The sequence below is a fragment of the Streptococcus sp. KHUD_015 genome, assembly GCF_051106265.1.
Classification (GTDB): Bacteria; Bacillota; Bacilli; order Lactobacillales; family Streptococcaceae; genus Streptococcus.
Genome location: NZ_CP193665.1, coordinates 1,564,918 through 1,577,818 on the forward strand (window position 1 = coordinate 1,564,918; position 12,901 = coordinate 1,577,818).

14 protein-coding genes are annotated in these 12,901 nt (G+C 41.4%); 9 read left to right on the forward strand and 5 right to left on the reverse strand.

All coding sequences use genetic code 11. The features are described 5' to 3' along the window. Positions 1–100 precede the first annotated feature (100 nt). A complete protein-coding gene (locus ACORHU_RS07130) occupies positions 101–679 on the forward strand; it encodes a CPBP family intramembrane glutamic endopeptidase (protein ID WP_228113249.1) in 579 nt (192 codons plus the stop codon). Positions 680–1,003: 324 nt separating this feature from the next. Here the strand turns inward: ACORHU_RS07130 and ACORHU_RS07135 are convergent, their stop codons facing one another. Together ACORHU_RS07135 and ACORHU_RS07140 are read right to left on the reverse strand one after the other, a co-directional pair. Then, entirely contained in the window at positions 1,004–1,441 is a 438-nt protein-coding gene (locus tag ACORHU_RS07135; RefSeq protein WP_049535073.1) for an Rrf2 family transcriptional regulator, read from the reverse strand. Between the two features lie 75 nt (positions 1,442–1,516). After that, positions 1,517–2,359: a metallophosphoesterase family protein gene (locus tag ACORHU_RS07140; RefSeq protein ID WP_261013198.1), complete on the reverse strand. Its 843-nt coding sequence runs from the start codon at positions 2,357–2,359 to the stop codon at positions 1,517–1,519. 111 nt (positions 2,360–2,470) lie between these two features. Between ACORHU_RS07140 and ACORHU_RS07145 the strand changes: the two genes are divergently transcribed. The 4 genes from ACORHU_RS07145 (at position 2,471) to ACORHU_RS07160 (ending at position 4,918) form a co-directional block, all read left to right on the forward strand. Continuing rightward, positions 2,471–3,121 carry a metal-dependent transcriptional regulator gene (locus tag ACORHU_RS07145; RefSeq protein ID WP_112443941.1) on the forward strand — a complete coding sequence of 217 codons (651 nt, stop codon included), beginning with the start codon at positions 2,471–2,473 and terminating at the stop codon, positions 3,119–3,121. A gap of 121 nt (positions 3,122–3,242) precedes the next feature. Beyond that, positions 3,243–3,953 (forward strand): nicotinamide mononucleotide transporter family protein, encoded by a 711-nt coding sequence (locus ACORHU_RS07150; protein ID WP_193390800.1) that lies wholly within the window; start codon positions 3,243–3,245, stop codon positions 3,951–3,953. Between the two features lie 119 nt (positions 3,954–4,072). Beyond that, positions 4,073–4,486: a hypothetical protein gene (locus tag ACORHU_RS07155; protein ID WP_173304969.1), complete on the forward strand. Its 414-nt coding sequence runs from the start codon at positions 4,073–4,075 to the stop codon at positions 4,484–4,486. A gap of 18 nt (positions 4,487–4,504) precedes the next feature. Then, entirely contained in the window at positions 4,505–4,918 is a 414-nt protein-coding gene (locus tag ACORHU_RS07160; protein ID WP_414366583.1) for a hypothetical protein, read from the forward strand. A 38-nt stretch (positions 4,919–4,956) separates the two neighbouring features. On the opposite strand, the gene dtd is transcribed toward ACORHU_RS07160, so the two are convergent. Beyond that, entirely contained in the window at positions 4,957–5,400 is a 444-nt protein-coding gene (dtd, locus tag ACORHU_RS07165) for a D-aminoacyl-tRNA deacylase (protein ID WP_000691419.1), read from the reverse strand. Between the two features lie 29 nt (positions 5,401–5,429). After that, complete coding sequence (locus ACORHU_RS07170) at positions 5,430–7,652, reverse strand: RelA/SpoT family protein (RefSeq protein WP_434364073.1); 2,223 nt, start codon at positions 7,650–7,652, stop codon at positions 5,430–5,432. 379 nt (positions 7,653–8,031) lie between these two features. Here ACORHU_RS07170 and ACORHU_RS07175 point away from each other — a divergent pair, with 379 nt between their 5' ends. Together ACORHU_RS07175 and ACORHU_RS07180 are read left to right on the forward strand one after the other, a co-directional pair. Beyond that, on the forward strand, positions 8,032–8,259 hold the full coding sequence (locus ACORHU_RS07175) for a hypothetical protein (protein WP_434365166.1): 228 nt from the start codon (positions 8,032–8,034) through the stop codon (positions 8,257–8,259). 123 nt (positions 8,260–8,382) lie between these two features. Then, positions 8,383–9,012 (forward strand): MBL fold metallo-hydrolase, encoded by a 630-nt coding sequence (locus tag ACORHU_RS07180; protein WP_434364074.1) that lies wholly within the window; start codon positions 8,383–8,385, stop codon positions 9,010–9,012. A gap of 239 nt (positions 9,013–9,251) precedes the next feature. Here the strand turns inward: ACORHU_RS07180 and pepO are convergent, their stop codons facing one another. Beyond that, positions 9,252–11,144 (reverse strand): endopeptidase PepO, encoded by a 1,893-nt coding sequence (gene pepO, locus ACORHU_RS07185; protein ID WP_434364075.1) that lies wholly within the window; start codon positions 11,142–11,144, stop codon positions 9,252–9,254. 185 nt (positions 11,145–11,329) lie between these two features. Here pepO and ACORHU_RS07190 point away from each other — a divergent pair, with 185 nt between their 5' ends. Both ACORHU_RS07190 and ACORHU_RS07195 read left to right on the forward strand, forming a co-directional pair. Continuing rightward, positions 11,330–12,052: a metal ABC transporter ATP-binding protein gene (locus tag ACORHU_RS07190; RefSeq protein ID WP_049540018.1), complete on the forward strand. Its 723-nt coding sequence runs from the start codon at positions 11,330–11,332 to the stop codon at positions 12,050–12,052. After that, positions 12,049–12,897 carry a metal ABC transporter permease gene (locus ACORHU_RS07195; RefSeq protein ID WP_000559791.1) on the forward strand — a complete coding sequence of 283 codons (849 nt, stop codon included), beginning with the start codon at positions 12,049–12,051 and terminating at the stop codon, positions 12,895–12,897. Before ACORHU_RS07190 ends, ACORHU_RS07195 begins: the two co-directional genes overlap by 4 nt. Positions 12,898–12,901 lie beyond the last annotated feature (4 nt).

A 12,901-nucleotide genomic window follows, 5' to 3' on the forward strand; every position in this document is an offset into this window, starting at 1 on the left:
AAATTTGTTACTTCTTTTCCCAGGAACTCAATTTTCCTATAAATTCCGACTGTGTAAAACAACAAATATATGGAAATATGTTTGTAAGTATATATTTGGCATGTTGGTAGGAACAATTGTATTATCAATTGGGTTACTTCTTATTACAACAGTATCAAAAGTAAGTATTAGCTATTCTTTTACACCTAATTCAACAGTATATTTATTAGTAATAGTCGGATTTGTTGTACAAAGTTACGCAGAGGAATTCTTATTCAGAGGTCGAATTTTAGCGATTTTATCGAAAAATTTTAACTGGTATATCAGCAGTGGAATCCAAGCTTTTACCTTTACATTTGTTCATTCTTTGAATGGTGGTTTCACAATTATCTCGTTTTTTACACTGTTCTTTTTTGGAATATTGATGTCATTGTTCAGTGTTTTTACAAAAAGCCTCTCTTTTAGTAGTGGATTTCATTTTATTTGGAATAGCATACCGTGTATTGCTCTAGGAATGAATGTGAGCGGGGTAAAAGTTCCTTTTAGTTTACTCAGTACAAATTTAACGGGTCAAGATTTATATACCGGCGGTGTTTTTGGGATTGAGGGCAGTATCTTGGTTCTATGTGTGGTTTTCATACTTACAGTTGCTCTGCTCCAAAGAGCTTGTAGAGAAAAATTAGGTCATAAAGGAAATTGATTATTTTAATAACTAAAAAATGCACAAGATAACCTCAATGTCATTAAGTTAGTAAACTAACTATTTGGATAGGAGATACGATTGAGGTCATCAAAGTGATTTTCTATCCTATCTTCTATTTTTGTGCATAACAAATAAAGGTTTTTTCACCCTATTTTTTGAGATTTATGTTACTCTATAGATGAAATCAACTACCGATTGAGCTTTCATCTGTTTTATCATGGGAAATACCTCCTTAACTATAGTTTATCACATAAAAAAGAAACCCAAATACAGAATTGTATTTGAATTTCTTAACTTAATGACATTGGGCATCTATCCCTCTCAATCCTTCATCTGACTCTCTGCATCGGCCACGACTTGTTCTAGACTAGTCTGACCAAGTTCAGCCTCCATAGCCTGCTGGATTTTCTCCAATTTTTGATCTAAAACATCATGAATATGAGCTCCAACTGGGCAATTTGGATTTGGATTGTCATGGAAACTAAAAAGTTGACCAGTCTTACCAAGACACTCAACCGCCTGATAAACATCTAAAAGACTAATGTCTTTGAGATCCTTAACAATCTCTGTCCCACCTGTTCCACGCGCTACTGAAATCAGCTCTGCCTTCTTCAACTGGGACAAGGTCTTTCTGATAATGACAGGATTGACCCCGACACTAGCAGCTAAAAAATCACTGGTCACCTTGCTTTCCTTCCCCTTGAGGGCAATGATTATCAGCATATGAGTCGCAATGGTAAATCTACTTGGAATTTGCATCCTCTTCTCCTTTTTACGAGGCTCCCCTGCCTCTACTCTTCTTTTTCTTTTATTATACCCTTTTTAGTTGTAATGTCAATCATTACCACCTTTCAACCAGGCATCTAATTCCCTATCATAACCCTCTTTCTGGGCCAATTCTCTCAGAAATTCCTGATGATGAGTATGGTGGATACCATTGACCAGACTTTCATAGTAAACCTCAAAATAGGGAAGTTTCAAATCTTTAGCCAGCTGCAATTCAGCTGCCACATCGTAGTCTACCCGTCGGAAGTTCATATCTACCAAGCCCTTGTCATCAAACTCCAAAATCATATACTGGGCTCGCAAGTCCTTCCGTAACTGAGCATCTAGAAAGAATGGTTGCCCAATCGAACCCGGATTGACAATCAATTGCCCACCAGTCCCGTAACGAAGCAACTGCTGGTGAATATGACCATAAACAGCAATATCACAGGGCGGATTGGTCACCAAGCGGTCAAAATTCTCCTGTGCTCCAGTATGAATCAACTCTCTCCCCCAGTTCTTATCAGGAAGATGGTGGCTAATTCCTACCGTCAAATCACCAAACTGACGATGGAGCTGGAGAGGTTGATTGTGAAGCAGTTCAATTTCTTCTAGGGAAATTTCCTCTAAAACATACTGGCACTGGCGCAAGAGATAGCGTTGACTGGGACGAGTACTATCCAAGTCCTTGCGGACACCATGCCACAGACTGTCTTCCCAGTTTCCCAAAACTCTAGCCGTAATCGGTAGTTGAGCCAACAAATCCAAAATCCTTCTACGCCCTGTCCCTGGCATGAGAATGTCTCCCAAAAGCCAGTATTCATCCACTCCTCGCTGCCGAGCATCTGCCAAAACAGCCTCCAAGGCGGTGGTATTTCCATGAATATCTGAAAGAAGAGCTATTTTCGTCATATCCATCTCCTCGTTTTTTCTCTTGCAATAAGTATAACATAAAAAGTCACAGCTAGAGAAATCTAGCTTTTTTTGATATACTAGATAAAGATATTAGACAAGAGGAAACGAATGACCCCGAATAAAGAAGATTATCTAAAATGTATTTATGAAATTGGCACAGACCTGCATAAAATCACCAACAAGGAAATTGCGGCTCGTATGCAAGTCTCTCCCCCTGCCGTAACTGAAATGATTAAACGGATGAAGAGTGAAAATCTCATCCTCAAGGACAAGGAATGTGGCTATCTACTGACTGACCTTGGACTTAAACTGGTCTCTGAACTCTACCGTAAACACCGCTTGATTGAAGTTTTTCTAGTTCATCATTTAGACTATACGAGTGACCAGATTCACGAGGAAGCTGAAGTCTTGGAACATACTGTCTCTGAACTATTCGTGGAGAGGCTAGAAAAATTGCTTGGTTTCCCCAAGACCTGCCCTCACGGAGGAACTATTCCTGCCAAGGGAGAACTCCTGGTTGAAATCAATAACCTCCCACTAGCTGATATCAAGGAAGCTGGCGCCTACCGCCTGACTCGGGTGCATGATAGTTTTGACATTCTCCATTATCTGGACAAGCACTCACTTCACATCGGTGACCAGCTCCAAGTCCAGCAGTTTGATGGCTTCAGCAATACCTTCACTATTCTGAGTAAAGACGAGGATTTACAAGTAGGTATGGACATTGCCAAACAACTCTACGTCGAGAAAATCGACTAATTTCTCAAGTACCCCAACCAACCCTGAAAGTTTTATTTTCAGGGTTTTATTTCTATCATTTGATTTTACTTTCATTTAGTTGTAGAATATTTGTAAAAAAAGAAGAAATATATTTTAACATATGAAAAAATCTCTAAAAATTTTTGCGACATCCAAATGGTTTGACCTCTTCGGAGTTGCTTTGGTCGTTGGGATTGCGATTGCATCTGGTTACCTCAACTCACGTCTCGACAAATTTGTAGACTGGGGACCATGGACAGCTCTTGTTCCTTTTGGATTGATTTCCGTAACCAACGTTGGGATTTCCATGTTGTCCACTCGTTTCACGGGAAAATTAAGCAAATGGGGAAATTACTTTGGTATTGTTAATACCATTTTATCTGGTACTATTGATTATATCCTTGGAAATAAGGCGGCCATCATCACCTATCCCGTCACCTTCCTCATTTATACCTTTGCTATAAAGAAATGGGAAGTTTCGCAAGAAGGCAGACCCAACCAAATGAGCCAAAAACAACTAAAATTGGCGGCCATCACCATTTCAATCATCGCCTTCCTCTTTGCTTTTGTGACCAACTATATCGGCTATGGAGGAAAGATGAATCTCCTTGCCTACGTGACAACTATTGCCTTTGCACTGTCCCTCATTGCCAATGCTTTGAATGCATTGAAACTAACAACTCAGTGGGGCTTTTGGTTGATTTACAATTTCGTTCAGCTGACAAAGGCTGGCATTCAAGGAAACTTTGCCAATATCGGAAAATATATCTTTTATATCCTCAATGCAATCGGAGCTTTATTTGTCTGGAATGATGAAGAAGTGGAGCAATAGGAGGGAAATCAAATAAAGAAATCTAACAGAATCTCCTTACTAAAATTTTTTATCATTTTACTTGTAACTCCCATTCTTTTGGAGTACAATGAAGCTAGATAAAAGAGGGAGGTCTTGTCATGAAAAAACTCTTTAGAATCCATTTTACAGCAATTGCAGTCATCGATTTGCTACTATTGGCATTTTTTACTACTAGACCCGAGACCGTTTTCAACTGGCTCTTGCTCACTAGTTTTATTTTCCTCCTTGCTCAGGGACTCCTGCTATTTCGCTTACTTGTCCAACTCAAACATCAATTCGCTGAGATTTATCCTCAAATCAATAAAAAGATTCGCTTCTACTATTTAGGGGTTCTCTCCATTGATTTTCTATTTTTTGTCCTTTTAGCCTTCGTTAGTTCTCAGCGATTTCCCACTCTTATGCCAATCATCACTGCTTGCCATTCTACTTTTTATTATAGGACAGCGGACTACCTAAGAGAAAACTATCCTGACTTTTACAACAAACATATCTCTTTGTGGGAATGTCTCTAAGGAAAAGGAGGTCTTAGCATGAGAAAAATCATCTACACCAAGACCATTGAGCTCCTTGTCATTGATGGAATTATGCTGGCATTTTTGACATTTAAAGAGAGACTTACTTGGGATTGGATTTTAATTTATAGCGGTTGGCTCATTTTCTTTCATCCTGTGCTATTGACCTATCTTTCTAACCAGCTTTGTGACCACTTTAGTCACCTCTATTCCCAGATTAGACCAAGATTCTGGCGTTTTGCCTTACAAATCCTCCTATGGGATAGCCTGATCATTCTCTCCTTGATATGTTTAAGTGGTATCCCACTTTTCCTTCAGGGAACTCTCCTCATCCTAGGACACCTCATCCCCTCCTATCGCATAAGCCAAAGCCTGAAAAGAGAGTTCCCAAAAGCCTATCAAGAACCGATTTCTTTTTGGAGCATTTTATGATAGATAAGAAAAACCAAGCCGGCTGGACTTGGTCTTTCTTATCTATTTTTCGTATCAAGGATTATGGTAACAGGTCCGTCATTGACCAGCTCAACCTGCATATCCGCTCCAAAGATGCCTGTCTGAACGGGCACTTCTTGCGCTAATTTTTGATTGAAAGCATCATAGAAGTCTGATGCCATATCAGGCTTGGCTGCCCCTGTAAAAGCTGGACGATTGCCCTTCTTAGTATCCGCAAAGAGGGTAAACTGAGAAATAGAGAGAATTTCCCCCTCAATATCTTTGACAGACAGGTTCATCTTGCCTTCTGCGTCTGAAAAAATCCGCATATTGACAAGCTTTCTCACAGCATAGTCCAAATCTTCCTCTTGGTCCTCTGGGCCAACACCAACCAGCAATAGGAGCCCCTGATTGATTTTTCCCTGAACCTGACCTTCGATACTCACTTGGGCTTTTTTAACCCGTTGGATAATGATTTTCATAATAGCCTTTCTAGTAAGAGCTAAGACAATTAGCCATTGGTCCGTTTAACAGAGTAAACTTCTGGCACACTCTTAATCTTGTCCACGACTGAAGTCAGTGTCGAGAGGTTGGCAATACCGAAGGACACATGAATATTAGCAAATTTCATATCCTTGGTTGGTTGGGCGTTGACCGTTGAAATATTCTTGGTTGTGTTTGAAAGAACTTGCAGTACATCGTTCAATAGTCCTGTACGGTTGAGGCCATAAATATCGATATGGGCCATATACTCCTTATTTGAGTTTGAATACTGGTCTTCCCATTCCACATCAAGGAGACGTTGCTCATAGTTTTCTTGGGCACGCAGGTTCATACAGTCCACACGGTGAATAGCCACACCACGACCCTTGGTAATGTAGCCTACAATATCGTCACCAGGAACAGGATTACAACACTTGGCAATCCGCACGAGGAGTCCAGAAGCACCTTCAATGACCACACCACCCTCATGCTTGACCTTGATGGTTTCTTTGTTTTCAACCTTGACCTCGCCACCTTTGACAAGCTCTTCTGCTTCCGCCTTGGCCTTAGCACGCTCTTCCTCACGGCGTTCCTTTTCAGTCAGACGATTAAAGACAGTAATAGCTCCAATTTCTCCAAAACCAATGGCCGCAAAGAGGGATTCTTCTGTCTTGTAGCTGGTCTTTTGCAGAACTTGATCCATGTGGCGCTTGTCCATAAATTTATTGGCTACATAGCCATTTTCTTGGAACTGGGCCATCAACATTTCACGACCCTTGTTGACAGACAATTCCTTATCTTGGTTTTTAAAGAACTGACGAATCTTGTTGCGCGCCTTGCTGGTCTTGACCATATTGAGCCAGTCACGGCTTGGCCCAAAGGAGTTCGGGTTGGTGACAATTTCAACCTGATCCCCTGTCTTGAGCTTGGTTGTCAGTGGAACCATGCGACCATTGACCTTGGCACCAGTTGCTTTTTCCCCGACTTTTGTATGGATTTCGTAGGCAAAGTCAATCGGTCCTGAATCTTTTGGAAGAGAACGGACAGCTCCATCTGGGGTAAAGACGTAAATCTCCTCAGCCAGATAGTTTTCCTTAACTGAATCCACAAATTCCTTGGCATCATCGGCCTGGTCTTGGAGCTCCATCATCTCCTTAATCCAGTTCATCCCAATAGCTGATTCCTTGCTGTTGACCTGGCCCTTAACGCCTTTCTTATAAGCCCAGTGAGCCGCAACCCCGTACTCAGCAACCTCGTGCATGGCCTTAGTTCGAATCTGAAACTCAATCGGTCCTTTTGGCCCATAGACAGTCGTATGGATAGACTGGTAACCATTAGCCTTGCGATTAGCGATATAGTCTTTGAAACGACCAGGCATGGGTTTCCAAAGCTCATGCACATAACCCAACATGGCATAAACATCACTTTGGGTATCTAAAATGCAACGAATGGCAATCAGGTCATAGATTTCCTCAAACCGTTTTCTCTTGTCCTGCATTTTGCGGAAAATCGAGTAAATATGCTTGGGACGACCATAAATCTTCCCTCTCAAGTGATGATCCGTCGTATATTCCTCTAATTTTGTGACCACCTCATCCACCAAGGCCTCACGCTCTCTGCGTTTTTCCTTCATCATATGGGTGATCTTGTAAAACTCTGTTGGGTTGAGATAACGGAAAGATAGGTCTTCCAATTCCCATTTGACGCTGGAAATCCCCAAACGGTGGGCAAGTGGAGCATAGATTTCCATGGTTTCTTTGGAAATACGCTCCTGCTTGTCTTTTCGAAGGTGTTTAAGCGTCCGCATATTGTGCAAGCGGTCAGATAGTTTGACCAAGATAACGCGGATGTCCTCAGACATGGCCATGAGCATCTTGCGATGATTTTCAGCCAACTGCTCCTCGATCGATTTGTACTCGACCTTACCAAGTTTGGTAACCCCATCGACGATTACCCTCACATCGGGACCAAACTCTCTTTCCAAATCGTCCAAGGTCGCATCTGTATCTTCTACCACATCATGCAAGAAACCACAGGCAACCGTTACGGCATCTAGTTTGAGTTTGGCTAAAATACCTGCCACTTGGATAGGATGAATGATATAAGGTTCGCCAGATTTGCGGTATTGACCACTATGGCATTCCACCGCATATACCAAGGCCTTATGGACAAAATGGACATCCTCTTCCGTTAAATATTCTTTGGTTAAAGCGACAACTTCTTCGCCTGTTAAATTCACTTCTTTTGGCATCTCTACTCTCCAATTCTTCCTACCATTTTATCACTTTTTTAAGAATATGAAAACTAGATTGGAACAGAATAGGAAAAAAATAATCCAGAATTGCTTGATAATTCTGAATTATTAGTCTATAATATATTACGAAGTTAGATTTTAAACTTAGGTGATAGAAGGAGAGATAGAGAAACGGAAACCATATTGTAACCCAAAGACTTTCTGACTTCCCCAATTCCATTGAAGATACGAAAGATAAACGGTGGAACTCGTGTCACATACACTGGTACCTTGACTGGATTTTAGAATTAAAATCCTCAAGATACTTTCTTTTATCCTTTAGTTTATAAGGAGAACACCTATGAAAAAAACTGCTATTTCTATCTTTGCTCTCCTAGTGTTAGGAGTTAGCTGCCTGCTTCTATTCAGCCAGCAAAGCTATAAAAAAACAATCGTTCAATACTATTCTAACGACCAGAACCTGCCCAATAGGATAACTTATAGTGAATATAGCGAGAAACGAGAAGCCAACTACGGTGGCACTCTAAATATCACATCTATCAAACAAGCTAATGACGGAGTTTATGCAACCTATGAAGGGCAATTGACACCTCTCCAATATTGATAAATTGATAACCAGCCTGTCTTCATCTAGTCATGCTGGTTTTTAAGTTCATCCTAAATCCTTACCTATTCTTCCTAACTGTGCTATACTTAATTTAGTACATTCTTTGAGATTGGAGCCAATATGAAAATCCATAAAACCGTGAATCCTGTTGCCTATGAAAACACCTATTACCTAGAAGGTGAAAAGCACCTCATCGTTGTCGATCCTGGTAGCCATTGGGAAGCTATTCGTCAGACAATAGAGAACATCAACAAACCAATCTGCGCTATTCTCTTGACCCACGCTCATTATGACCATATCATGAGTCTGGACTTGGTTCGCGAGACTTTTGGCAATCCTCCTGTCTATATCGCAGAGAGCGAAGCTAGCTGGCTCTATACTCCTGTCGACAATCTCTCTGGGCTTCCCCGCCACGATGATATGGCGGATGTGGTCGCAAAACCAGCTGAACACACCTTTGTCTTTCATGAAAAATACCAACTAGAGGAATTTCGTTTTACTGTCTTGCCAACACCAGGGCACTCTATCGGCGGCGTTTCTATCGTCTTTCCTGATGCTAACCTAGTCTTGACAGGAGATGCTTTGTTCCGTGAAACTATCGGGCGGACCGACCTTCCAACTGGTAGTACGGAGCAACTTCTCCATAGTATCCAAACCCAACTTTTCACCCTACCAAACTACGACGTCTATCCAGGGCATGGTCCAGCTACTACTATCGCTCACGAAAAAACTTTCAATCCCTTTTTCTAGTAAAATGATGACAATCAATTTTGCAATTTAATACTCAATGAAAAACAAATAGCAAACTAGAAAACTAGCCGCAGGTTACTCAAAGCACCGCTTTGAGGTTTCAGATAAAGCTGACGTGGGTGAAGAGATTTTCGAAGAGTATAAGTAAACTATACAGCAAGTCTTTCCATTATAAAAGGCATCCTATCAAGGTTTCACACCTGATTGGATGCCTTTTACTGATTACTTGCTTCTTTGCATTACCAAATAATCACGCGCTCTTCTGGTGAACGCCACATTCCGTCACCTTCTTTGACATCATAGGTTGTAAAGAAATCGTCGAAATTTGGTACTTGTACATTGACACGGAGTTTGGCTGGTGCGTGCACGTCGACGCTAGCCAAAAGTTTCATAAATTCTGGTCGACCTTTCATGCGCCAGATGCGACCGAAGTTGTAGAAGAATTCTTCTGCTGAGAAGTCTGGTTCTCTCTTAGCTGCTTCAAGCGCTGCAGCGATTCCCCCCAAGTCAGCCACGTTTTCTGATACAGTCAATTTACCGTTAATGATTGCTCCATAAGAATCCTGTCCATCAAACTGATCAATAACTTTTTGTGTTTTCTCCTTGAAGGCAGTATAATCACTCTCTGTCCACCAATCCTTGAGGCTACCATTTTCATCAAAGGAAGCTCCGTTGGTATCAAAGGCGTGGGAAATTTCATGAGCAATAACTGCACCAATCCCACCGTAGTTAGCAGAAGACGACTGATGTAAGTCATAGAAAGGCGCCTGTAAAATAGCTGCTGGGAAGACAATCAGGTTCTTCTGTGGATTGTAGTAGGCGTTGACCATATGAGCAGGCATGCCCCACTCCTTGTAGTCTACAGGCTGGTTCCACTTGCTCCAACTGTGCTTGATTTCCACACGCGCAAAGGCTAGAGCATTGTCAAAAAGGCTAGCATTTTCATCCACTACCTTGTCTTTGTAGCGTTCTGGCAATTCTTCTGGGTAACCGATATAAGGCTTGATGACATTGAGTTTGACGATAGCCTTGTCACGAGTTTCAGGAGTCAGCCAGTCATTTTTAGCCAAGCGTTCCTTATAAACATCAATCATGGTTGCCACTTTTTTCTCCACGTCTGCCTTAGCTTCTGGAGAGAATTTTTCATGGGCATACCAGAGACCCCAGGATTGTTTGAATGGACCTTGTGCTAGCTGGTAGGCTGCCTTGACCTTGTCTTTGGCTTCTGGAACACCTGAAAGCGCACGGCTATAGGCACCTGACAAGACACGAATTTCTTCTGTTAGATAGCTAGTTGAGAGATTAACAACACTTAAAATTAAGGTTGCCTTGAGGAGAGGCCAGGCCTCTTCACTATAGAATTGGTCTGCTGCTTGCCAGAAACGTTCCTCATCTACGATAACCTTGTCTGGTACTTGTCCAAGAACGGCTTGGAAGAAGTCATCCAAAGGCAGAGCAGGTGCGAATTTTTTGAAATCTTCATAAGAATATGGATGGTAGAGTTTAGCATACTCTGAACTTTCTTCATTAGAGAGTACCACTGCCGCAACTCGACGGTCCAATTCTAGTCTTTTCTCTAGCAAGTCTTCAATTTCTGCATCAGAGAAATCATAAGCCTTAAGGAGATTTGCGCTGGTTTCTTTCCAAAGAGTCAAAAGCTCTTCGCGCTGAGGATGGTCTTCTGCATAGTAGGTCGTATCTGGCAAGATGGTGCTTGGAGCGCTAGCCCATAGAACATTGATTCTAGCATCCATAAAGTCTGGCGATACACCAAAAGGAAGGAAATTAGGTTTTCCTGCAAGCTCCAACTCTGCTAGTTTAGCTGTAAAATCCGCAAAAGTCTCCAATTCTTGGAATTCTTTAAGAAGTGGTAAGACAGGTGTGATACCGTCAGCTTCTCTCTTGTCAAAATCACGAACTAGGCGGTGGTATTTGACAAAGTTTGCCAAGATAGCATCCTCAGGCACCTCTTGACCTGCCAACCACTTGTCTGTTGTCGCCAGCATCAGGTCTTCAATTTCCTGGTCTAAATCAACAAAACCTCCCGTTTGAGACTTATCTGCTGGAATTTCAGCTGTCTTCTGCCATTCTCCATTGATTGCATCATAAAAATCGTCTTGATAACGTGTCATCTTGTTCTCGCTTTCATTTGTATTTGTTTATTTGTTTTTAGCTTAACAAAAATTACCTGGGAATGCAATTAAAAATAAACGGATGTTTCCTATTGTTTTTCAGTTAATATTTTAATTTTTTGAAAAATTAACTTGACTTAATTTTTTTTTTAAGGTATATTAAGAGTCAGGAGGAATATAAGTTTATGATACGTATCGAAAACCTCAGTGTCTCCTACAAAGAAACGTTGGCACTTAAGGATATTTCACTAGTGCTCCAAGGACCAACAATTACCGGAATCATTGGTCCAAACGGTGCTGGAAAATCAACATTATTAAAAGGTATGCTGGGAATTATCCCTCATCAAGGTCAGGCATTTCTCGATGACAAGGAAGTTAAAAAATCCTTACACCGAATTGCCTATGTCGAACAAAAAATCAATATCGACTACAACTTTCCCATCAAGGTCAAGGAATGTGTCTCACTAGGACTCTTTCCCTCTATTCCTCTCTTTCGCAGTTTAAATGTTAAACATTGGAAAAAAGTAGAGGAAGCCCTTGAAATCGTCGGCCTAGCTGACTACGCTGAACGTCAAATCAGTCAACTGTCTGGAGGTCAATTCCAGCGGGTCTTGATTGCCAGATGTTTGGTTCAGGAAGCCGACTATATCCTCTTGGATGAACCCTTTGTTGGGATTGACTCTGTCAGTGAGGAAATCATCATGAATACGCTGAGAGATTTGAAAAAAGCTGGTAAGACGGTTCTCATCGTTCACCACGACCTCAGCAAGGTTTCCCACTACTTCGATCAAGTCTTACTTGTCAATCGAGAAGTGATTGCCTTTGGTCCAACCAAAGAAACCTTTACCGAAGCCAATCTCAAAGAAGCTTACGGTAATCGACTCTTTTTCAATGGAGGTGACCTATGATTGCAGAATTTATCGATGGATTGCAAAAATTCCATTTCCTACAAAATGCCTTGATAACAGCTATTGTCGTCGGGGTCGTAGCTGGAGCTGTGGGATGTTTCATCATTCTACGTGGGATGTCACTCATGGGAGATGCTATTTCACATGCTGTCTTACCAGGTGTAGCCCTCTCCTTTATCTTGGGAGTTGACTTCTTTATCGGAGCCATTGTCTTTGGATTGCTAGCTGCTATCATCATTACCTACATCAAGGGGAACTCGATTATCAAAAGCGATACCGCCATCGGCATTACCTTTTCTTCTTTCTTAGCCCTCGGTATCATCTTGATTAGTGTCGCTAAAAGTTCAACTGACCTTTTCCATATCCTTTTTGGTAATATTCTAGCCGTCCAAGATACGGATATGTTTATCACTATGGGCGTAGGGGCGGTCATTCTCTTGTTAATCTGGATTTTCTTCAAGCAACTCTTGATAACTTCCTTTGATGAACTTCTGGCTAAAGCCATGGGAATGCCTGTCAATTTCTATCACTACCTCCTCATGATACTCCTGACTCTCGTGTCTGTGACAGCCATGCAAAGTGTTGGAACTATCCTGATTGTAGCCATGCTGATTACCCCAGCTGCAACTGCTTATCTGTATGCTAATAGCCTGAAAAGTATGATTTTCCTTTCCTCAACCTTTGGAGCTACAGCTTCAGTTTTGGGACTCTTTATTGGCTATAGTTTAAACTTAGCAGCTGGTTCTAGCATCGTACTTACAGCTGCTAGCTTCTTCTTAATCAGTTTCTTTATCTCTCCTAAACAACGATATTTGAAACTGAAAAATAAACATTTGTTAAAATAAGGGG